Origin of the sequence: Albimonas donghaensis (assembly GCF_900106695.1) — a bacterium.
GTDB lineage: Bacteria > Pseudomonadota > Alphaproteobacteria > Rhodobacterales > Rhodobacteraceae > Albimonas > Albimonas donghaensis.
The window spans coordinates 214322-235977 of record NZ_FNMZ01000005.1 but is presented as its reverse complement, the minus strand read 5'-3'; the positions used below and the strand labels follow the sequence as shown (position 1 = coordinate 235977).

At 73.9% G+C, this 21656-nt stretch carries 16 protein-coding genes; 10 read left to right on the top strand and 6 right to left on the bottom strand.

Annotated features, from left to right (window positions below; translation table 11 throughout):
- Positions 1 to 127 precede the first annotated feature (127 nt).
- On the top strand, positions 128 to 1978 hold the full coding sequence (gene ilvD, locus BLV24_RS15185) for a dihydroxy-acid dehydratase (RefSeq protein WP_092683272.1): 1851 nt from the start codon (positions 128 to 130) through the stop codon (positions 1976 to 1978).
- Positions 1979 to 2057: 79 nt separating this feature from the next.
- On the opposite strand, the gene BLV24_RS15180 is transcribed toward ilvD, so the two are convergent.
- Entirely contained in the window at positions 2058 to 2666 is a 609-nt protein-coding gene (locus tag BLV24_RS15180; RefSeq protein WP_092683270.1) for a TetR/AcrR family transcriptional regulator, read from the bottom strand.
- A 156-nt stretch (positions 2667 to 2822) separates the two neighbouring features.
- Between BLV24_RS15180 and BLV24_RS15175 the strand changes: the two genes are divergently transcribed.
- The 7 genes from BLV24_RS15175 to BLV24_RS15145 all read left to right on the top strand — a co-directional run bounded on the left by BLV24_RS15175 (position 2823) and on the right by BLV24_RS15145 (position 11996).
- Positions 2823 to 4121, top strand: a complete 1299-nt coding sequence (locus BLV24_RS15175; RefSeq protein ID WP_092683268.1) for an efflux RND transporter periplasmic adaptor subunit — start codon at positions 2823 to 2825, stop codon at positions 4119 to 4121.
- 2 nt (positions 4122 to 4123) lie between these two features.
- Positions 4124 to 7228 (top strand): efflux RND transporter permease subunit, encoded by a 3105-nt coding sequence (locus BLV24_RS15170; protein ID WP_092683405.1) that lies wholly within the window; start codon positions 4124 to 4126, stop codon positions 7226 to 7228.
- Positions 7225 to 8688 (top strand): efflux transporter outer membrane subunit, encoded by a 1464-nt coding sequence (locus tag BLV24_RS15165; RefSeq protein WP_092683266.1) that lies wholly within the window; start codon positions 7225 to 7227, stop codon positions 8686 to 8688. Before BLV24_RS15170 ends, BLV24_RS15165 begins: the two co-directional genes overlap by 4 nt.
- 311 nt (positions 8689 to 8999) lie before the next feature.
- Positions 9000 to 10058, top strand: coding sequence for a MotA/TolQ/ExbB proton channel family protein (locus tag BLV24_RS22045; protein WP_092683264.1), 1059 nt, complete (start codon positions 9000 to 9002; stop codon positions 10056 to 10058).
- A gap of 3 nt (positions 10059 to 10061) precedes the next feature.
- On the top strand, positions 10062 to 10448 hold the full coding sequence (locus BLV24_RS15155) for an ExbD/TolR family protein (protein WP_092683262.1): 387 nt from the start codon (positions 10062 to 10064) through the stop codon (positions 10446 to 10448).
- 10 nt (positions 10449 to 10458) lie between these two features.
- Entirely contained in the window at positions 10459 to 10866 is a 408-nt protein-coding gene (locus BLV24_RS15150) for an ExbD/TolR family protein (protein WP_092683260.1), read from the top strand.
- Complete coding sequence (locus tag BLV24_RS15145; RefSeq protein ID WP_092683258.1) at positions 10863 to 11996, top strand: TonB family protein; 1134 nt, start codon at positions 10863 to 10865, stop codon at positions 11994 to 11996. The genes BLV24_RS15150 and BLV24_RS15145 overlap by 4 nt, the downstream gene beginning before the upstream one ends.
- 87 nt (positions 11997 to 12083) lie before the next feature.
- On the opposite strand, the gene BLV24_RS15140 is transcribed toward BLV24_RS15145, so the two are convergent.
- A complete protein-coding gene (locus BLV24_RS15140) occupies positions 12084 to 13001 on the bottom strand; it encodes a calcium-binding protein (RefSeq protein WP_092683256.1) in 918 nt (305 codons plus the stop codon).
- 433 nt (positions 13002 to 13434) lie between these two features.
- On the opposite strand from BLV24_RS15140, the gene BLV24_RS15135 reads away from it, so the two are divergent.
- Positions 13435 to 15669 carry a TonB-dependent receptor, heme/hemoglobin family gene (locus BLV24_RS15135; protein ID WP_176954774.1) on the top strand — a complete coding sequence of 745 codons (2235 nt, stop codon included), beginning with the start codon at positions 13435 to 13437 and terminating at the stop codon, positions 15667 to 15669.
- 38 nt (positions 15670 to 15707) lie between these two features.
- Here the strand turns inward: BLV24_RS15135 and BLV24_RS15130 are convergent, their stop codons facing one another.
- From BLV24_RS15130 to BLV24_RS22890, 4 genes are read right to left on the bottom strand one after another with little or no spacing between them, the layout of a single operon-like run.
- Positions 15708 to 16505 (bottom strand): ATP-binding cassette domain-containing protein, encoded by a 798-nt coding sequence (locus BLV24_RS15130; RefSeq protein ID WP_092683252.1) that lies wholly within the window; start codon positions 16503 to 16505, stop codon positions 15708 to 15710.
- Positions 16506 to 16513: 8 nt separating this feature from the next.
- Positions 16514 to 17626, bottom strand: a complete 1113-nt coding sequence (locus BLV24_RS15125) for a FecCD family ABC transporter permease (protein ID WP_092683250.1) — start codon at positions 17624 to 17626, stop codon at positions 16514 to 16516.
- Positions 17623 to 18522, bottom strand: a complete 900-nt coding sequence (locus BLV24_RS15120; protein WP_092683248.1) for a heme/hemin ABC transporter substrate-binding protein — start codon at positions 18520 to 18522, stop codon at positions 17623 to 17625. Before BLV24_RS15120 ends, BLV24_RS15125 begins: the two co-directional genes overlap by 4 nt.
- On the bottom strand, positions 18519 to 19664 hold the full coding sequence (locus BLV24_RS22890) for a hemin-degrading factor (RefSeq protein ID WP_176954773.1): 1146 nt from the start codon (positions 19662 to 19664) through the stop codon (positions 18519 to 18521). The genes BLV24_RS15120 and BLV24_RS22890 overlap by 4 nt, the downstream gene beginning before the upstream one ends.
- Positions 19665 to 20109: 445 nt before the next feature.
- Between BLV24_RS22890 and BLV24_RS15105 the strand changes: the two genes are divergently transcribed.
- On the top strand, positions 20110 to 21636 hold the full coding sequence (locus BLV24_RS15105; protein ID WP_176954772.1) for a class I adenylate-forming enzyme family protein: 1527 nt from the start codon (positions 20110 to 20112) through the stop codon (positions 21634 to 21636).
- The last annotated feature ends 20 nt before the right edge of the window (positions 21637 to 21656 follow it).

The window sequence follows — 21656 nt, the reverse complement described above, 5'->3', positions numbered from 1 at the left end:
TAAAAAATCCTCGCCGCTATTGAAACTTTCCGCCGTCTGGACGACACCAACGGTTCGGAGCCCGCGCGCGCCCGCAAGCCAACCGCGCCGCCGCGCGCCAGCCGCCGCCCTATCGAAAGGTGACCCCATGCCCGCCTACCGTTCCCGCACCACCACTCACGGCCGCAACATGGCCGGCGCCCGTGGCCTCTGGCGCGCGACGGGCATGAAGGACGGCGATTTCGGCAAGCCGATCATCGCCATCGTCAACTCCTTCACCCAGTTCGTGCCCGGCCATGTCCACCTCAAGGATCTCGGCCAGCTCGTGGCGCGCGAGGTCGAGGCCGCCGGCGGCGTGGCGAAGGAATTCAACACCATCGCGGTGGATGACGGCATCGCCATGGGCCATGACGGGATGCTCTATTCGCTCCCGAGCCGGGAGCTGATCGCCGACTCGGTCGAATACATGGTCAACGCCCACTGCGCCGACGCCATGGTCTGCATCTCCAATTGCGACAAGATCACCCCCGGCATGCTGATGGCCGCCATGCGCCTCAACATCCCCGTGGTCTTCGTCTCCGGCGGGCCGATGGAGGCCGGCAAGGTGATGATCGACGGCAAGGAGGTCGCGCTCGATCTCGTCGACGCCATGGTCGCCGCCGCCGACGACAAGTATTCCGACGCGCAGGTCGACGCGATCGAGGCCGCGGCCTGCCCGACCTGCGGGTCGTGCTCGGGCATGTTCACCGCGAACTCGATGAACTGCCTGACCGAGGCGCTGGGCCTGTCGCTGCCCGGCAACGGCTCGACGCTCGCCACCCATGCCGACCGCAAGCGCCTGTTCGTCGAGGCCGGGCACCTGATCGTCGACATCACCCGCCGGCACTACGAGCAGGACGACTACAGCGTCCTCCCCCGCTCCATCGCCAGCTTCAAGGCGTTCGAGAACGCCATGTCGCTTGACATCGCCATGGGCGGCTCGACCAACACGGTGCTGCACCTGCTGGCCGCGGCCATCGAGGGCGAGGTGAACTTCACCATGGACGACATCGACCGCCTGTCGCGCGCGGTGCCCTGCCTGTGCAAGGTCGCGCCGGCCAAGTCCGACGTCCACATGGAGGACGTGCACCGCGCGGGCGGCATCATGGCGATCCTGGGCGAGCTCGACCGCGGCGGCCTGCTGCACCGGGATCTGCCCTGCGTGCACGCCAAGACCATCGGCGACGCCATCGACCGCTGGGACATCCGCAAGACCAGTTCCGATGACGTGCGCAAGTTCTTCTCCGCCGCCCCCGGCGGGGTGCGCACCGAACAGGCCTTCTCCACCGAGAAGCGCTGGCAGGACTACGGCAAGGAGCTGGACCTCGACCGCACCAACGGCGTGATCCGCGACCGGGAGAACGCGTTCAGCCAGGACGGCGGGCTGGCCGTGCTGTCGGGCAACATCGCGCTGGACGGCTGCATCGTGAAGACGGCGGGCGTGGACGAGTCGATCCTGGTCTTCTCCGGCCCCGCCAAGGTCTATGAGAGCCAGGACGACGCGGTTTCGGCCATCCTCACCGGCAAGGTGAAGGCCGGCGACGTGGTGGTGATCCGCTACGAGGGGCCGCGCGGCGGGCCGGGGATGCAGGAGATGCTGTATCCGACCTCCTACCTCAAATCGAAGGGGCTGGGGGCGGACTGCGCGCTGATCACCGACGGGCGGTTCTCGGGCGGGACCTCGGGGCTGTCCATCGGCCACGCCTCGCCGGAGGCCGGCGAGGGCGGGGCCATCGCGCTGGTCAAGGACGGGGACATGATCGACATCGACATCCCCGGCCGCACCATCGCCGTGCGCCTGTCGGACGAGATCCTGGCCGAGCGTCGGGCCGAGCAGGAGGCCCGCGGCGACGCGGCCTATACGCCCGCCAAGCCGCGCAAGCGCAAGGTGACGGCGGCGCTGCGGGCCTATGCGGCGCTGACCACCTCCGCCGCCAAGGGCGCCGTCCGCCAGATCTGAGCGGGCGCCCTTCGGGGAGACGATTTCGGCGGGGCCGGCGCGGGAAACGCGCCGGCCCCGTCGCGTTCGGGGGGAGGGGTCAGCCGCCCGGCGCCCCCGGATCGGCGGGGGCGACCAGCGAGGCGACCTCCGTCAGCGTGTCCCAGGCGCGGTCCAGCGCCGGGCCCAGTTCCGCCGCCTCCCCGTCCTTCCACGCGTCCAGCGCCAGCCGTCCCGCCTCCAGCGTCAGGGTGGCCAGCAGCGCGACCGTCCACGGATCGCGGGACGAAAGCCGTTCTTCGATCAACCCCGCGAGCCGGTCGCGCAGGTCGCGCAGCATCCCGTCATGCACCCGACGCACCTTCGGATGCGCATGGGTCAGCGCCAGCAACTCGCGCAGCAGCGCGGGCGAGAACGCCATGCGCGCGAAATGGGCCTGCATCAGGGTCTTGAGGTCCGCCGACAGCGCGCCGCGACCTGCGACGAAACGCGCAGCCGCCTCCTGCGGAAAATCCGGCGGGTCGCCGACCACCGCGGCCTCCTTGTTCGTGAAGTAGTTGAAGAACGTCCGGACGCTGACGCCGGCCTCCGCGGCGATCATCTCGGTGGTCACCGTGTCCAGACCGCCCCGCTCCCGCGCAAGGCGGATCGCCGTCTCCTGGAGCTCCCGGGCGGTCTGGCGGCGGCGGCGTTCACGAAGAGTCGACATCAGGTTCCCTTTGTTGCGCAGTCTGCAAAAAATGCTTACAGCGCAGCCCAAGCGACGTCAATTCGACTCGCGCGAAGCCGCGCCCTCCCTCGGCGCCCGTCGGACGGGCGACGAGGGAGGGCGAGGTTCCGCGCGACGTCAAAAGGAGCCCGAACCATGCGCACCCGACTTGCCGAGGCCCGATCCGCCGAGGCCCGGCGCGGCCCCGAGCGACCCGCGTCGCTCTCACATGTCATTCCGGCGCGCCGCGCGCTGCTGGCCGCGGCCGCGGTCGCGATGGCTACGCTCGCGGCGCCGGCGGGGCCGGCGCTGGCCCAGGCCGGACCGCCCGCGGGCGCCGGGTCCGGCCCGATGGAGGTCGGCGTGATCGAGATGCGCCGGGAATCCGTGCCGCGGGTGTTCACCCTGCCGGGCCGGGCCGTGGCCTATGAGCAGGTGGACATCCGCCCCCGCGTGGACGGCGTGATCACCGAGATCCTTTTCGATCCCGGCAAGCCGCTGTCCGTCGGCGATCCGCTGTACCGGCTCGACGCCGCCAGCTACGAGGCCGACGTCGCCTCCGCCGAGGCCGATCTCGCCTCCGCCGAGGCCGCGCTGCCCACCGCCCAGGCCGCCTATGACCGGGCCGTGAAGCTGGAGGGCTCCGGCGTCACCGCCTCCGAGGTCGAGGAGGCCCGCTCCGCCCTCGCCCAGGCCAAGGCCACGCTGAACGCCGCCGGCTCCGCCCTGAAATACGCGCGGACCCGGCTGGGCTGGACCCTCGTCGCCGCCCCGATCCGCGGGCTGGCCGAGGTCTCCTCGGTTTCGGTCGGCGACCTGGTGACCGCGGCGCAGTCGGACGCGATGACCACGGTCACGCGGCTCGATCCCGTCGACGTGGTGATGCTGGAGCCCTCGGCCCGCATCCTCTCGGTCCGCCGCCAGATCGAGGACGGCGTGCTCACGCCCAATGAGAAACTGGGCGCCACCCTCCGGCTGGAGAACGGCGAGCTTTACGCGGCGACCGGCGCGCTGGTGGCCCCCAGCGCCACGGTGTCGACCACCACCGGCACGGTCTCGATCCGCTTCCGCTTCGACAATCCCGAGGGGCGGATCCTGCCCGGCATGTTCGTGCGCGGAGAGGTCGAGCTGGGCCGGATCGAGGCGTTCCTCCTGCCGCAGCGGGCGGCCTCGATGGGCGACGACGGGCGGCTGACCGCCTATCTCGCGGGCGAGGACGGCGCGGCGCGGCTGAAGGTGCTGGACACGCTGGGCGCCTGGAGCAACGCCTGGATCGTGACCGAGGGGCTGGAGGACGGCGACCTGCTGATCGTCGACGGTCTCAAGACCATGCGGGCCGGGCTGGCGGTGACGCCCGTGGCGGCGGAGATCGACGCGGACGGGATGGTCCGCGACCTGGACGCCGCCGCCGACGACGACGCCGCCGACGCCCCGACGAAGGCGGCGACCGAATGAGCCTGCCGCATTTCTTCATCCACCGCCCGGTCTTCGCCTGGGTGCTGGCGATCGTCACCATGCTGGCGGGCGTCTTCGCCCTGTCGGGCCTGCCCATCGCCCAGTATCCGGAGGTCGCGCCGACCTCGGTCCGCATCTCCGCCACCTATTCGGGCGCGTCGGCGGAAACCGTCGAAAACGCGGTCACCATTCCCATCGAGGACGGGCTGACCGGGCTCGACGGGCTGCTCTACATGACCTCGACCTCCTCGGAGGGGTCGGCCTCGATCCAGCTGACCTTCGATGAGAGCATCGACCCCGACATCGCGCAGGTGCAGGTCCAGAACAAGCTTCAGCTGGTCGAATCCAGCCTGCCCAGCTCGGTCCAGCAGCGGGGGGTGAGCGTGACCCGCTCGACCTCCTCGATCCTGCTGGTGGGGGCGCTGGTCTCGACGGACGACCGCTACAGTTCGGTCGAACTGGGCGACATGCTCGACCGCCTGCTCATCGACCCGATCAAGCGGGTCGACGGCGTGGGGTCGATCAACGTCCTGGGCACCGAATACGCCATGCGGATCTGGCTCGATCCCGACCGGCTGTTCCAGTATCAGCTCACCGCCACGGACGTGACCGACGCGGTGTCGGCGCAGAACACCAACGTCACCGTCGGCGCGCTGGGCGACCAGCCGACGACGCGGGGCCAGCAGGTCACCTTCTCGCTGACCGCGCAGTCGCAGCTTTCCACCGTGCAGGAATTCGAACGGATCCTGCTGGTGGCGAACGAGGACGGCTCCTCGGTGTTCCTCGGGGACGTGGCGCGGGTGGAGATCGCGGCCGAGAGCTACGGCTCCTTCGCCAGGTTCAGCGGGCATCCGGCCGCGGGCTTCGGCGTCAACCTCGCGACCGGGGCCAACGCGGTGGACACCGCCGACGCGGTGCGCGCGGAGGCGGAGAAACTGACCGCGACGCTGCCCGAGGGGGTGGAGCTGGTCTATCCCTACGACACCTCGCCCTTCGTCGAACAGTCGATCGAGCAGGTCTACCACACGCTCGCCGAGGCCATCGTGCTGGTCTTCCTGGTGATCTTCGTCTTCCTGCAGAGCTGGCGGGCGACGCTGATCCCCACCATCGCGGTGCCCATCGTGCTTCTGGGCACGTTCGGCGTGCTCGCCGCGCTCGACATGTCGATCAACACGCTGACCATGTTCGCGCTGGTGCTGGCCATCGGCCTGCTGGTGGACGACGCCATCGTGGTGGTCGAGAACGTCGAACGCGTGATGGAGGAGGAGGGGCTGGGCCCCGTCGAGGCCACCGAGAAGAGCATGGGCGAGATCTCCTCCGCGCTGGTCGGCATCGTGCTGGTGCTTTCGGCGGTGTTCCTGCCCATGGCCTTCATGTCGGGCTCGACCGGGGTGATCTACCGGCAGTTCTCGGTCACCATCATCTCGGCCATGTTCCTGTCGCTGCTGGTGGCGCTGATCCTGACGCCGGCCATGTGCGCGTCGCTGCTGCGCCCCGGACACGGGCCCGCGCGCTTCGCCCCGGCGCGCTGGTTCAACGCGGGGCTCGGCCGGCTGACCGGCGGCTATGCGGGGGGCGTGGCGCGGTTCTCGACCCGCCCCTTCCGCATGCTGCTGGTGCTGGGGCTGGTCGGCGCGGGCGCCGCGGCGCTCTACCGGGATCTGCCGACCTCCTTCCTGCCGCAGGAAGATCAGGGCGTGCTGATGGTCCAGTTCTCGCTGCCCGAAGGCGCGGTGACCGCCCAGACCGAGGAGGCCGCCCGCCGGGTCGAGACCTACATGCTGACCGAGGAGGCGGACGCGGTGGATTCGGCCTTCACCGCCCTGGGCTTCGGCTTTTCGGGCTCCGGCCAGAACGCGGCGATGATGTTCGTGAAGCTGAAGGACTACGCGGAGCGGCCGGGGATCGACGCGGCCTCGGTGGCGCTGCGGGCCAACATGCGCTTCGCCAATGACCGGGCCGGGCAGATCATCGTGATCCAGCCGCCCGCCATCCAGGGGCTCGGCAACACCGCCGGCTTCAGCATGCAGTTCGTGGACCAGGGCGGGCAGGGGACCGCGGCGATGAACGCGGCCGCCGCCGAGCTTCTGGCGCAGGCCGCCGCCGACGGCCGGGCCGCCAGCCTGCGCGGCGCGGAGAACCTGACCAAGACCGCGCTGCGGCTCGACATCGATCAGCAGAAGGCGGAGTCGCTCGGGGTCTCCCTCAGCTCGGTCAACGACATCCTGTCCACGGTCTTCGCGGGCAGCTACGTCAATGACTTCACCCTGGGCGCGCGTCTGCGCGAGGTGATCGTGCAGGGCGACGCGGAATGGCGGATGCAGCCCGAGGACCTGGGGCGCTGGTATGCGCGCAACGACGCCGGAGAGATGGCCCCCTTCGCCGCCTTCTCCAGCCAGGAATGGGAGCAGGTCTCCCCGCGCCTGCAACGCTATGGCGGGCAGCGGTCGCTGGAGATCTCGGGCGCCTCGGGGCCCGGGATCAGTTCCGGCGACGCCATGGACGCGATGGAGGAGCTGACCGCGGCGCTGCCCGGCGGCTACGGCGCCGAGTGGACCGGGATCAGCTACCAGGAGCGGCTGTCGGGGAACCAGGAGCCGTTGCTCTACACGCTCTCGGCCATCGTGGTGTTCCTGTGCCTCGCCGCGCTTTACGAAAGCTGGACCGCGCCGCTGGCGGTGATGCTGGCGGTGCCGGTGGGCGTGCTGGGGGCGCTGGCGACGGCCCTCCATTTCGGTCAGTCCAACGACGTCTATTTCAAGGTGGGGCTGCTGACCACGATCGGGCTGGCCGCGCGCAACGCCATCCTGATCGTCGAATTCGCCAAGGCCCTTCAGGCCCAGGGGATGGAGCTGGTGGAGGCCACGGTCTCCGCCGCCCGCCAGCGGCTGCGGCCGATCCTGATGACCTCGCTGGCCTTCATGCTGGGCATCCTGCCGCTGGCGATCGCCTCGGGCGCGGGGGCGGCGGCGCAGCGTTCCATCGGGATCGGGATGCTTGGGGGGATCATCGCCTCCACCCTGGTCGGGGTGGTGATGGCCCCGGTGCTCTACGTGGCGGTGATGCGCGCCGCCACGATCTTTCATCGCAGGGAGAGCCGGACATGACCGCGCCCGTGATCTTCGCCGGCGCCCGGCGCCCCGTTCGTTCCGCATGGCGGGGGGGGCTGGTCGCGGCCGGCGCCGCCGCGGCGCTCGTCGCCTGCGCCCCGGTGGGGCCGGATTTCGCGGCGCCCGAAGCCGACCTGTCGCCGGCCTTCGTCGATCCCTTGGCGAAGGACCTGGCGGCGGAGGACCAGGCTGCGGGGGCCGTCTCCGCCCCGACGCCCGTCATCGGCCGGGCCTGGTGGCTCGACTACGGCGACCCGATGCTGGAATCGCTGGTCGTCGCCGGCGTCGGCGCCAACCTGACCGAGGCCGCGGCGCGCGAGCGCATCGCCCAGGCCCGCGCCAACCTCCGCGCCACCGGGATCAACGCGGCGCTGGACGGCGGTCTGGACGCCTCGGCGCTCCGCTCCGGCGGGGACGAGGTTTCGACCACCGGGACCGGCGCCGGCGCGCTGGGGGCGGCGCTGGTCGTCGACCTCTTCGGCGGCATCCGGCGGGGCAGGGAGAGCGCGGAGGCGAGCCTCGACTCCGGGCTGGCGGACGTCGAGACCGCCCGCCTCGCCTGGCTGGCCGAGCTGGTCGCCGCCTATTCCGACGCGCGGTTCAACCAGGCGGCGCTGGCCCTGACCCGCGCCGCCATCGCGTCGCGGCAGGAGACGGTGGACATCACCCGCCGCCAGCTGGAGGCCGGGGCCGCCACCGAGTACGGCGTGGCGACGGCCGAGGCGCTGCTCGACACCGCCCGCGCCAATCTCCCGGCCTACGCCGCCCTGTTCAACGCCAATGTCTTCGCCATCGCGACCCTGCTGGACGCGCCCGCCGGGCCGCTGCTGGCCCGGATGCAGGCCGGCGCGCCGCAGCTTCGGGCGCCCTCGGGCGATCCGGTGATCGGGGTTCCCGCCGACCTGCTGCGCAACCGTCCCGACCTGCGCGCGGCGGAGGCCGACCTGCACGCCGCCGTCGCCGATGTCGGCGTGGCGGAGGCCGCGCTCTATCCCTCCATCACCCTGACCGGGGATCTCAGCCTCAACGCGGGGTCGAGCGGCTGGAGCTTCGGTCCGACCCTCAGCCTGCCGGTGTTCAACCGCGGCGCGCTGGAGGCGTCGCGCGACGCGCAGGTCTCGCTCGCCCGCCAGGCCGAGATCGCCTGGCGCGCGGCGGTGGTCGACGCGGTGGCGGATGTGCAGGTGGCGCAGTCCAACCTGGACCAGTATCGCCGCCGGGCCACGGCCCTGCGCCGGGCCGCGGATTCCTATGGGCGGGCGCTGGATCTCGCGCGGGTGAATTACCGCGAGGGGGCGATCACGCTGCTGGACCTGCTGGTGACGGACGGATCGGCGGTCACCGCGCGGATCAACCAGGCTTCGGCGGTCAACGACGCGGCCAAGGAATGGGCGGCGCTGCAGATCGCGCTGGGCGCGGGGTCGCGCGCCGGCGCCGGGGCGCGGCCGGGAAGCTGAGCCGGCGGGGCGACCGGGGCGCCCGGTCGCCGCGCCCCGGGAAACGGGGGTTGGCCGGACGTTCCGACAGATGAAAAGGCGTGCCGTTATCCGGAGGCCGGCGCCCTGGGCCGGGCGGGCAGGGGGGGCGCGCCAAGATGCGCGGCTGCGTCGGCGGCTATTGCATAGTAAATTTGTCAGGAATAGAGGTGCGCAGCAACGGAGCCGCGCCGGGCGTCGAGGCCAGGCGGCGCGTCCGACCGCCGCCGCCTGACCGTCAACCCTCCGTCGCTCGCCGGACGGATGCGGCCGCCGCGAAGAGGACCGACCCGATGACAGACCAGGCCGTGACCGTCGCCCAGAATGACGTCGCCCCTTCCGCGACCGATCCTTCCGCCGGGACCGTCCCCGCCGCGCCCCAGGCTCCCGCCGCGCCCCCCGCGCCCGAAGCCGCCGCGCCCTCGGCGCCGGTGGGGGCGCCCGCGGAGGCGCCGCAGGCCGCCGCCCCCGCCGCGGACCCGTCCGCCACCGCAGGGGCGCCCGCGGACGCGCCCGCAGGGGCCGCGACTTCGGCGCCTGGGCTCGACCCGACCGCGCCCGCCGCCGACACGCCCCTTCCGCCCTCGGAACTGACCGAGGCGCTGTCCGCCGTCCTCCCCCCCGCGCAGGCGCAGGAGGCCGCCTCCCTGCTCGCCGATCTCGCCGACAAGGGCGGGCCCGCGGGCATGGTCATCGCCGGGCTCTCGGTCGTCGCGCTGGCGGTGATCCTGTGGAAGCTGTGGCGCATGGCGCGTCTCGGCGCCTGGTCGCGCGGCCAGGCGGCGCGGGCGGTCGACCTGCTCGACGCCGGCCGCCCGGACGAGGCGCTCGCCGTCGCCGAGGCCGGACGCGGCGCCCGCGCCCGCTTCGCCGCCGCCGCCCTGCGCGCCCAGATCCGCGACGGCCTGTCCGAGCCCCATGCCCGCGAGGCCGCCGCCCGCCAGGGCCGCGAGACCCTGCACGCGGTCCAGTCCGGCTCCCGCGCGCTGGAGCTGATCGCCACCGTGGCGCCGCTGCTGGGCCTGCTGGGCACCGTGCTCGGCATGATCGAGGCGTTCCGCCAGTTGCAGGAGGCCGGCGGCGGCGCCGATCCCGCGGTGCTGGCGGGCGGCATCTGGCAGGCGCTGCTGACCACCGCGCTGGGCATGGCCGTGGCGATCCCGGTGACCGCGGCGCTGAGCGGCTTCGACGCGGCCGCCGAGCGCCTGCGCCATGACCTCGAAGCGCTGGGCGCCGACATTTTCGCCCGCCCCCCCTCCGCCCCCGCCGCGCGGGCCGCGGTCTCCGCGCCGGGCGCGCCCCCGGAGGCCCCCGCCGCCGCCGACGACGCCGCCGCCTGGCGGGCGGCCTGAGCCATGGCCCTGCTGGCGACCGCCGCGGCGCCGCGACGCCGCCGCATCGGGCTGACCCCGATGATCGACGTGGTGTTCCTGCTGCTGGTGTTCTTCATGCTCGCCTCCCGTTTCGGGGTCGAGGGCGCGGTCCCGATCTCCGCCGCCGGTTCCGGCGGGGGCGGCTACGAGGGCGCGCCCCGTCTGGTCGAGGCGCGGCCCGACGGCTTCCGGCTCAACGGCGTGGCGCTCGACCCCGCCGCCCTGACCGAGCGGCTGGCGGCGCTTCTTCCCGGCCCTGACGCGGTGGTGGTGGTGCGCGCCCGCGACGGCGCCGACCTGCAGCGGCTGACCGAGGCGATGGACCTGATCCGCGCCGCCGGCGCCCGGCGCATCGCGCTGGCGGAATAGGAGCCGTTCCATGGATCTCGGCCCCCCGCCCCGCCGCGCCACCGCAGAGCCCGTGGTCGCCATGATCAACGTGGTGTTCCTGCTGCTGTGCTTCTTCATGATGACCGCGACGCTGGTCCGGCCCTCGCCGTTCGAGGTCGCGCCGCCGGTCTCCGGCGCCGCCGAGGCCCCCGAAACCCCGGTGCTGGAGGCGCCGCTGAACGTCGCCGCCGACGGTCGCCTCGCCTGGAACGGGCTGGAGGGGGACGCGGCGCTGGCGGCGCTGGCCGAGGCGCGCGCCGGGGCTGGCCCGGGCGCCGAGCCGCTGGAGATCCGGGCCGATGCCGGGCTCGAAGGCGCGAAGCTGGCCGCCCTGGTGGCGCGGCTGCGCGAGCTTGGCGTGGATACCGCGCGGCTGGCGCTGAAGCTGGCGCGATGAGCGGGATGCGGCGCAGGCGAGGATGGGCGGCGCGGCGGGCGGTCGAGGTCTCGGCCGTGGCGCTGCTGTCGCTGGGCCTGCATGGCGCGGGCGCGGCGCTGGCGCTGCTGGGGCCGAGCAGCGGCGGCGGCGGGGGCGGCTCCGCCGGGGGCGGCGAGGGCGGATCGGGCGCGGCGGGGGAGATCACCGCCCCCACCGACGACCTGGCCGCGCTGATCGCGCAATGGGACGCGCCGCCGGAAGTGGCCGAGGCCCCGGACGCGCCGAGTTCTCCCGCCACGCCGGAGACGCCGCAGGAGCTCGCCATGATGCGCCCCGACGCGGCGCCTCCGCCTCCCGACGCGTCCCCCGACGCGCCGTCCGTGCCGCAGGACATGGCGCCCGCCGATCCGGTCGCCCCCGCGCCGCGGGCCGAGACGCCGCCGCCGGCGCCGACCTCCAACCCGGCGCCCTCCTTCGACATGGCGACGCCGGCGCCCCCGCCCGAACCTGAGCCCGAGCCTCAGCCTCAGCCGGAACCGGAGGCGCAGCCCGAGCCCCAACCCGAACCCGAACCGGAGACCGCCACGGCCAGCGCCCCCGCGGCCGCGGCCGCGCCGGCGCGCCGTCCGCCGCCGCCCTCCAGGGCCGCGCCGAAGCCGGATCCGAAACCGGCCCCCAAGCCCGCCCCGGAACCGGCCGCCAAGCCGGAACCCGATCCCGCCCCCGCGACCCGCGCGGCCTCGGGCGGGGGCGGCGACGGGCGCGCGCCGGGCGCGCCGAACGCCGCGGCGGGCGAGGGCAAGGCGGGCGCCGCCCGGACCGGCGGCGGGACCGCGCAGGATCCGGGCCTGCGCCGGTCGCTCATCCAGCAATGGGGCGCCCGCATCCGCGCCGAGATCGAGCGGCGCAAGACCTATCCCGGCGCCGCCCGCCGGCGCGGGACCCAGGGCGTGACCCGCGTGCTGATGACCCTCGACCGCTCCGGCCGGCTGGTGGCGGCGCGGGTCGAGGGCGGCTCGGGCGCCGCGGCGCTGGACGACGCGGCGCTGGCCGCCGTGCGCGCCGTGGGCCGCTACCCGTCCCCGCCCGAGGCGCTGGCCGGCGAAAGCTTCGCCTTCGTCATCCCGGTGTCGTTCCAGCTGCGCTGATCCTCGCCGGACCCGTCCGCGCATGAAAAAAGGGGGCCCCGCAGGGCCCCCTTCGCATCCGGATCGCCCGGCCTTCGGACCCGGCGTTCAGACGAAGTCGAAATCGTTCGCCGTGAGGCTGTCGAGATCGGTGTCGAGCAGCCGCACCAGCCCGTCATCGGTGTCGATCACCACGTCGTCGCCGCGCTGACGGGCGAGGCCCATCGCCGCGTCGAAATCCGCCACGTCGTCGGAGGCGAAGGCCAGCACGTCGCGGCCGCGGCCGAAATCCTCGACCGTGTCGCGGCCGTACTTGCCGGTGAAGAGGAACGTGTCCGCGCCCTTGCCGCCGGTCAGATCGTCCTTGCCGCGCCCGCCGACCAGCAGGTCCGCCCCGCCGCCGCCGTTCAGCACGTCGGCCTTGGCGTTGCCGTAAAGGTCATCGGCCCCGCGATTGCCCTTCAACAGATCGACGCCGCCGCCGCCGCGCAGCAGGTCGTCGCCGCGCCCGCCCAGCAGCTCGTCCGCCTGGGCGCCCGCCACGAACACGTCGTCGCCGACATTGCCGCGGAACTTGACGGAATCGGCGTCGATGATGTCGCGCAGGGTGCTGGTGGCGCCGTCATCCTCGCCGCCGTTGCCCATCAGGTCGACCAGCAGTTCGCGCACCGCGTCGCCGTCGGTCATCTCCTCGCCGAAGGTCACGGAGAATTCCAGCTCCGAGAAGGTCAGGGCGCCGCTGGAGGCGTCCTGCGCGCCGCCGGTCCCGAACTCGACGCCGGTGGAGGTTCCGCCCAGCCGGTGGGTGGCGAAGTCGTATTCCAGCGCGCCGCGCACCGCGAACGCCTGCTCGCCTTCGACCGCGACGTCGGTGATGCCCGAAGCGCCGCCCATGTAGTCGCCGGTGAAGGTCGCGGCGTCGGAGAAGGCGCCGAAGCCGGTGAGGGTGAACTCCGTGTCGAAGGCGTCGAGATAGGCCTCGAAATCGGCGGCGGTCGCGGTGTGGCTCTTGATCAGCGTGGTCATGGGGTCCTCCGGCCGGCGGCGCCGGCGCATGGGCGGGGACGCGCGGATGCGCGTCTCGGATGGATGATCGGAAGGGGAGGCGGAGAGGCGCCGGCCGGGGGCGTCGATCCCGGCGCGGAGGGTCCGCGTGCTGGGCGTGCGACGGCCCCGCGGCCTGCGCCCGCCGGGCCCGGACGCGCGAGGCGACGGGGCCGGAACGAAGGCGGAGGCCGGCGGAGCGATGCGCCTGGCGAGCGCACCTAAGGAAATCCAAGCAATTCTGTCAACTATTTCCGTCACCGACCTTGCGGCATGGTTGACGGCCTTCGGAAAGCAGGGGAAAAGCGAGCCGTGGGCTGGCGTTCAGCCCGAAACATCCACCCATCCCAGCGCCCCGCGCCGCATCGCGCGCCGGCGTCTCCGGACAGGCAGACGAACCGACCCGGGGGATGAGATGGCTCGATACAGATCGGCCGCGGCGCTTGTCGCGGCGCTTCACGCGACCGGCGCGCTGGCCCAGCAGACGGGCGCGCCCAACACGGACACGGCCAAGACGGGCGCGCCCGTGGCGGACGCGCCCATGACGCAGGCTCCGACGCCCATGGCGGGGCTCGCCGCCGGGACCGCGCCGCTGGAGCTGGACGCGATTTCGGTCGAGGCGGGGGCCGCGGCGGACCCGCTGGCCCCGGTCTCGACCGAGGAGATCGGCCCCGAGCGGATCCGTCGCGCCGGTCCCCGCGGGGCCACCGGCCTGCTGGACGAAGTCGCCGGCGCCGATGTGGTCCAGGACCCCACCAATCCCGGCGTCACCGTCAATGTCCGCGGCCTGCAGGACCGCACCCGCGTCACCACCATGATCGACGGCGCCCGCCAGAATTTCCAGCAATCGGGGCACGGGTCCTCGGCGCTGGCCTATGTGGACCCCAACCTCCTGCGCGCCATCGAGCTCGACAAGTCGGTCTCCGCCGATGTCGGGGGGGCGGGGGCGCTGGCCGGTTCGGTCAATTTCCGCACGCTGGAGCCGGGCGACCTGCTCGACCCCGGCGACGCATGGGGGGGCGAGGGCGCGCTCGGGACCGGGACCAACGGGGCGTATTTCGACGGCATGGGCGCGCTGGCCTTCCGCCCCTCGGACCGCGTGTCGGGCGTGCTCGCCTACAGCCGCCACCGGCTGGGCGCCTATGACGTGGGGCAGGCCGGCGTGGTGCGCCAGTCGCCGACCCGGGTCTACGACGCGGACGAGGGCGTGGCCTTCTCCGGCTCCACCACCGCCTCGGCGCTGGGCAAGCTGATCTTCGTCCCCACTCCGGACACGAAACTGACGCTCTCCTATCTCGACTACAGCGCGGATTTCGACACGTCCTCCGCCGGGGTGGTCGACAGCCAGGAGACGACCTCGCGCACCGCCACCGCCCGTTTCGACTGGACGCCGGCCGGGCGCACGGATGAATTCGAGGCTCTGCTGTGGTGGAACGGGGTGGAGAACGCCCAGATCCGCCCGGCCCGGACCTCCTATGACGGCTTCGCGGTGGACTACGCGCTGGACACTTTCGGCGGCTCGCTCACCGAGCGGCTGGAGGTCGCCACCCCGCTGGGCGCGCTCGACCTCGCCTTCGGGGCCGAGGCCTTTTCCGACGCCACCTCCACCGTGGCCCTGGCCGAGACCGCGTCCGACGATCCCGACGGGGTCTGGTTCTCCGGCTCCAACCCCGAGGGCGACCGGCAGGTGGGCGGGGTCTTCGCCCGCGGCGTGCTCAGCCCGACCGACTGGATGCGGGTGCGCGCGGGGCTCCGGCTCGACGGCTACGCCATGTCGGGGACCGCGAGCCTCTGGGACGGGACCGGCTACGCGGACGCGCCCGTGGACCAGGACGGGACGGCGATCCTGCCGTCCTTCGGGGTGTCCTTCCTGCCGGCGCCGGGGATCGAGCTTTTCGCCGACTATTCCGAGGGCTGGCGCCCCGCGACCCTGCCCGAAGCGGTGTTCGGCGGCTCCCATATCGGCTTCGCGCTGTATTTCGCGCCCAACCCCAACCTGAAGCCCGAACGCTCGCGCACCGTCGAGGCCGGCGTGTCGGCCGAACGCGACGGCCTGCTGTTCGCCGATGACCGGGGGCGGATCACGGCCACGGTCTACCACCGCGAGGTCCGCGACTACATCTCCTCCGAAACCGTCTACGGGGACTTCGGGAACGGTCTGCAAACCTACACCGGCTATGTGAACGTGGACGGCGAGGCCAATACCCAGGGGCTCGAAGTCTCGGGCGCCTACGGCTTCGGGCGTTATGATTTCGGGTTGAGCCTCGAGGTGACGGACACCGATTTCGACGGGCGCTACGACGCGCGGCCATGGGATTCGACCACCGACTGGCGGGACAGCGACGCCGCGCTGTCCTCGCCCCCGCCGGTGCGGCTCAGCTTCACCGCCCAGGCGCGGTTCTGGGACGATCGGGTCAGCATCGGCGGCCGGGTGCTGCACACGGGCGGCGCCTCGGACATCTATTCGGGCTACGAGATCGAGCAGAGCACCATCTTCGACGCCTGGGCCTCGGTGCGGCTGAACGAGGTGGCGCAGTTGACCGCCTCGGTCACCAACATCACCGATCAGGCCTATGTGGACCCGCTGGGGTCCACCGCCTACCCGGCGCCGGGGCGGACGTTCCTTCTGTCCCTGCGGATGGCGTTCTGAGGGAGGGCGGGGGCGGTTTCGTCCCCTCCCCTCCGCCCTCAGGCGCGGGCGAGGTCGGGGATGACCACCGGCCGGCCCGAGGCCGCGCGCTCCACCCGGATCGGGGCGCCGTAAAGCGCGCTGAGCCGGGCGCTCTCCAGCGCCGCCTCCGGCGCGGCGCAGATCACCAGCCGCCCGGCGCCCAGCAGCGCGATGCGGTCGGCGAAGGCCGCGGCCAGGTTGAGGTCGTGCAGCACCGCCAGCACCCCCGTCCCCTCCGCCGCCGCCCGCCGCGCCAGCCGCATGGCCTGCGCCTGGCGCGCAAGGTCCAGCGCGGCGGTCGGCTCGTCCAGCAGCAGGTAACGCCCGCCCGGCACGGCGCCCGGCGCCTCGCGCCCGCTTTCCACCTGCACCAGCGCGCGGGCGAAATGGGCGCGGGCGCGCTCCCCTCCCGACAGTTCCGAGGCCTGCCGGTCCTCCATCCCCGCCAGCCCCGCGGCGGCGAGCGCGCGGGCGACGCGGGCCGCGGCCTCGGCGGGGGGCGTGCGCCGTGAAATCAGGCCCAGCCCCGCCAGTTCCCGCGCCGTGAAGCCGGAGGAGAGGGAGGGCGCCTGCTCCAGCGCCGCGCGGCGGCGGGCGAGCTCGGCGGCGGGCAGGGCGCGCACCGGGTCGCCGTCGATCAGGCAGGCGCCCGCATCGGGGGCGAGGTCTCCGGCCAGCGCCGACCACAGCGTCGACTTGCCGGCGCCGTTGGGCCCGCAGACCGCCAGCACCTCGCCCGGCGCCAGCGCCAGCGTCACGGCGTCGAGCGCGAGGCGCCCGCGGCGGCGGATCGTCAGGTCGCGGGCTTCAAGCATGTCGGGTCTCAGGCATCGGGCCCCTCGCGCCGCAGGCGGCGCAGCAGCAGCCACAGGAAGAACGGCCCGCCGATCAGGCTGGTGGCGAGGCCGATGGGCGGCTCGGCGGGCGGGACCGCGGTGCGCACCGCCAGGTCCGCGGCCAGCACCAGCGCCACGCCGCAGAGCGCGGAGGCCGGCAGCAGGCGGGCATGGCCGGGGCCGACCAGCAGGCGCGCCAGATGCGGCCCGACCAGCCCGACGAAGCCGATGGGCCCGGCGGCGGCGGTCACCGCCCCCACCGCCAGCGCCGACCAGGCGGCGGCGGCGAATTTGGCGCGCTCCACGTCCAGCCCGGCATGGAAGGCCGCCCGCTCGCCCAGCTGCATCAGGTCGAGCCCGCGGGCGAGCCGCATCAGCCCCACGCCGGCGGCGGCGGCGGCCGCGGCCGCCACGCCGATGGGGCCGGGGGCGGCGCCGCCCAGCCCGCCGAGATTCCAGAAGGTCAGTTCGCGCAATTGCTGGTCGTCGGACACGAAGCTCAGCGCGCCGATCACCGCGAAGGCGATGGCGTTCACCGCGACGCCCGCGAGGATCAGCGTGGCGACCGAGGTCGCGCCCCCGCGCCGCGCCGCCGCGAAGACGAACGCGGTGACGGCCGCGGCGCCGGCGAAGGCCGCGAGCGGCAGGGCCCAGGGGACGAGAAAACCGGGCAGGGCCGCGATCACGCCGCCGCCCAGCACGATCATGGTCACCGCCGCGGCCGCGGCGCCGCCGGTGACGCCGATCAGCCCCGGATCGGCCAGCGGATTGCGCAGGATCCCCTGCAGGGCCGCGCCCGACAGCGCCAGCGCCGCCCCCGCCGCGATCCCCAGGCCCAGACGGGGCAGGCGGATGCGCATCAGGATCGCCTCCGCCGCCGCATCGCCCTGACCCTGCGCCACCGCCCAGATCCGGGCGAGCGAAAGATGCACCGGCCCGTAGACCAGTTCCGCCAGCGCCAGCCCGACCGCCGCCGCCGCCAGGGCCGGCAGCGCCAGCGCCGCGCGCGACGGCCGGCCCCCGCGCGCCGGGGCGCGGGCATCCGGGCGGGGCCCCGGGCGCGAGCCCCGGCGCGTATCGGGGGCCGGCGCCAGGCTCATCCCGCGATCCCGGCGGCCTGATCCGGATGCAGGGCGCGGGCCAGCTCGGCGACGGCCTCGGGCGTGCGCAATCCGAAGCCCAGCAGCGCCATGCCGTCCATCACCACCGCCCGCCCCGCGATCCCCGCGGGCGTGGCGGCGAGCTCGGGCAGGGCCAGCGCGGCCTCCGCCCCGCCCATCGCGCGGGCGGCATGGGCGGGCAGCAGCAGCACCTCGGGCGCCGCGGCGATGGCGGCTTCGGCGGACAGCGGCCGGTAGCCTTCATAGCCGGTCACCGCATTGCGCCCCCGCGCCAGCGCGATCACCGCCGCGGCGGAGGTTCCGGTCCCCGCGGCCAGCGGCGCACCGCGCCCGGCGCTCAGCAGGCAGAGCACGCCGGGACGGTCCTCGATCCCCTCCAGCGACGCCTCCAGCCGCGCCATGCGGGCGGAGAAATCCGCCGCCAGCGCCTCGGCCTCCGCCTCCCGGCCCAGCAGCCGTCCCATGAAGGCGATCTTGCGCGGCACGACCGATACGTCGTCGCCCTCCGGCCCCGTCTCCACCTGCACGCCGGCGGCGGACAGCGCCTCCAGCGCGGCGGGCGGGCCGGCGTCCGGGGCGGCGATCAGCAGGTCGGGCGCGAGCGACAGCAGCCCCTCGGGCGCCAGCCGGCGCAGGTAGCCGACCTGGGGCAGGACGGCGGCGGCCTCGGGGTAGGCGGAGGTGCTGTCGACCCCGACCACCTGGTCCCCGGCCCCCAGCGCGAAGGCGATTTCCGTGAGGTCGCCGCCCGCGACGATCACCCGGCCGGGGGCCTGCGCCCGCGCCCGCCCGCCCGGGACGAGCGCCAGCAGCGCCAGCCCCCCGGCGCCGACGAGCCATTGGCGGCGGCTCAGCGGGGCGCGCGGCGCGCTCATGCCGGCGCGCCTTCGGGCATGCCGACGGGGCCCGCGACCTTCGCCAGCAGGGCGCGCCAGTCCGCCCGCTCGTTCTGGCCCGGCTTGCGGGCGCCGAACAGCTGCGCGATCCGCTCTCCGTCGGCGTCGAACAGCTCCAGCGAATGCACCTCGCCGGTATCGGTCGGTTTGCGCGAAATCCAGGCCCGCGCGATCATGTCCTCGCGCAGGTGCAGGTTGAAGCGGGGGTCGAGCACGTTGACCCACGGCCCCATCACCTTGATCCGCTCCACCGGGCCGGTATGGATCTGCACGCAGCCGGGATTGGCCGCGAAGACCATGATCGGCTGGCCGGTTTCCGCCGCCCCCTCCAGCGTCGCGCGCAGGGCGGAGGCCGGAACCTCCCGCGCCAGCGCCGGGCCGGCGAGCTTCATGGCCTGGAAGACGCTGGCCTTGTGGTCGCGCAGCAGGCCGTGGAATTCGTGGATGTCGCCCATTCCCGCCCAGCCGGCGCGCAGGGACGCCGCGTCGATCTCCGCGTCGGGGGTGGCGGCCGCGGGCGGCGCCGGCGGGGCGAAGACGGCGGGGGCGGCGTCGGGGTCGGCGAAGGCCGCCGCCACGCTCTCGAAGGCGGCCATGTCGGTGGCGGCGGTGGCGTAGATCTTGTGGATCGCCACGCCCGCCGCGTCGAAGAACTGGAGGCTGCGCCGCGGGCCCGACCGCGTCTCCTCCGCCACCGCGTAGCCGAAGGCCCAGCGGCCCAGGAACAGGCGCAGGTCGATCTCCCCCAGCGCCAGCCCGGTCGCGCCGTGGAAGGACAGGCCGCGATAGGTCCCGTGACGTTCGTGGACGCAGGCCTCGTTGCGGGTCAGGGCCATGACGTCGCCGGCGGGCTCCAGCGCGGCCAGCGCGCGGCCGAAGCCCTCGGGCGCGTCGGGACGGGCGAGGCGCCGGGTCTCGCCGGTTCCGCGCCGGGCTTCGAGCAAGGCGGCCTCGGGCACGCCCAGCCGGGCGGCGAGATCGCGGGCGCGGGGCGGCGGCCCCGAGGCGGCGTCGGCGCCGGCGCCGGCCGGCGGGGTCATGGCGGCGAGCAGCGCCGGATAGTCGAGCGCGGCGGGATCGAAGCGCGCGCCGACGGGCGCCGTGGATTCGGTCAGGGACAAGGAAAGCCTCCCGGCGCCGGGAAGGGCGCGGCCAGTCATGCGGTTGGATAATCGCGGGACCGGGCGGCGGGCTGGGGCGCGGGGATGCTCGGTATTCGCCCGTCCGCGGGGCCGCGTCAAGCGCGTCGGCGGAGATCCCCGCGCAGGAAAGGGGAGCGCCGGACGCAGGGCCCCGGTCCCCGCGCACGCGCCGGGCGACCGGGCGCGACGCAAGACAAGGCCCGCGCGATCCGCCAGCCTGCCGCCCGAGCCCCCGACGGCTTCCCGCGCGCGACGCAGGGCCGACGGCTCCCCGTGGCGCGACGCAGGGCCGACGGCTCCCCGTGGCGCGGCGCAGCGCCGGCGGTTCCCCGTGGCGCGGCGCAGCGCCGACGACGCCCCGCGAGGGGTGGGGAAGACAATGACAACGGGCGCGCGCGACGCCCGACAAAAGGGAGACCGGACCATGCAACGCTCCATCGGCAAGATGGTCGTCGGCGCCATGCTCGCCCACGCCGCCATCCACAGCCCCGACGCCCCGGCCACGATCTGCGCCGGCACCGGGCGGACCTTTTCCTTCGGGGACCTCGACGCCCGCGCCAACCGGCTCGCCAACGCGCTCGCCGCGCAGGGGTTCCGCAAGGGCGACGTGGTGGCCTTCCTCGTCTCCAACCGGGCCGAGATCGTGGAGCTCTACTTCGCCCTGGCCCGCGCGGGGATCGTGGGCGTGCCGCTCAACTATCGGCTCGCAGCGCCGGAGATGGACGCGCTGATCGCCGCCATGGGCGCCACGGGTCTGGTCTACGAGGACCGCTTCGCGCCCGAAGTCGCCCGGTTCGCGACCCCCCGCCGCCTGACCGTGCGCATCGACGGCGCGCCCGGCCCCGGCGAGATCGGCTACGAACCCCTGCTCGACGCCGCCCCCGCCACGCCCCCGGCGGTGGAGATCGAGGAGGACGATCCGCAATATTTCAACCTCACCTCCGGCACGACCGGCCTGCCCAAGGCCTATCTGCTGACCCAGTACAACAACGTGACCCTCGATCCGATGTTCCGGGCCTTCGACCTGTCCCGGCACGACGTGACGATGACCGTCTTCCCCGCCTTCGGGCGCGTCGGCTTCGCCTGGATCGCCGCCGCGATCCTCCACCGCATCCCCAACGTGCTGGCCAATTTCGAGGCGGGCGCCGCGCTCGATCTCATCGCCCGGCACGGGGTGACGATCCTCAATCTCGTGCCCACCATGGCCGCGATGATGCTGGCCGAGCAGGAGAAACGCGGCGCCGGGACCGCCGATCTGCCCTCCCTGCGCGGCATCGTCTTCGCCGGCGCCATCCTGCCCGAGCCGATCCGGGCCGCGACCGAGGCCAGGCTGTGCGGGCGGGTCTACGAATATTACGGGATGCAGGAGACCGGCGCCCTCGTCGCCTCCACGCCCGAGGACCGGGCGCGGGCTCCGGGCTCCGTCGGCCGCCCGCTCCTGTTCTCGGAACTGCGGGTGGTGGACGAGGCCGGGCGCGATCTGCCGCCGGGCGAGACGGGGGAGATCCTCGGCCGCTCTCCGGGCGCGGCCAGCGGCTATTTCCAGAACGCCGAGAAGACCACTGAGACGTTCCGCGACGGCTGGGTGCATACCGGCGATCTCGGCGCGCTGGACGCCGACGGCTACCTGTTCATCCACGGGCGGCGGAAGGACATGATCGTCACCGGCGGCCAGAACGTCCACGCGGCGGAGGTCGAGGAGACGCTGCTGCGCGCCGAAGGGGTGGAGGACTGCGCCGTCTTCGGCCTGCCCGACCCGCTCTGGGGCGAATCCGTGACCGCGCTGATCATCGGCACGGCCGCCCCCGCGGCGCTGGACGCGCATTGCCGGGCCGCGCTGGCCGGGTTCAAGGTCCCCAAGCGCTTCATCCTCGAGCAGGACCCGCTTCCCCGCACGCCCACCGGCAAGGTGCAGAAATTCCTGCTGGTGGAGCGGTTCTCGGGCGCCTGACGCCCGCGAGACGGGGAAGC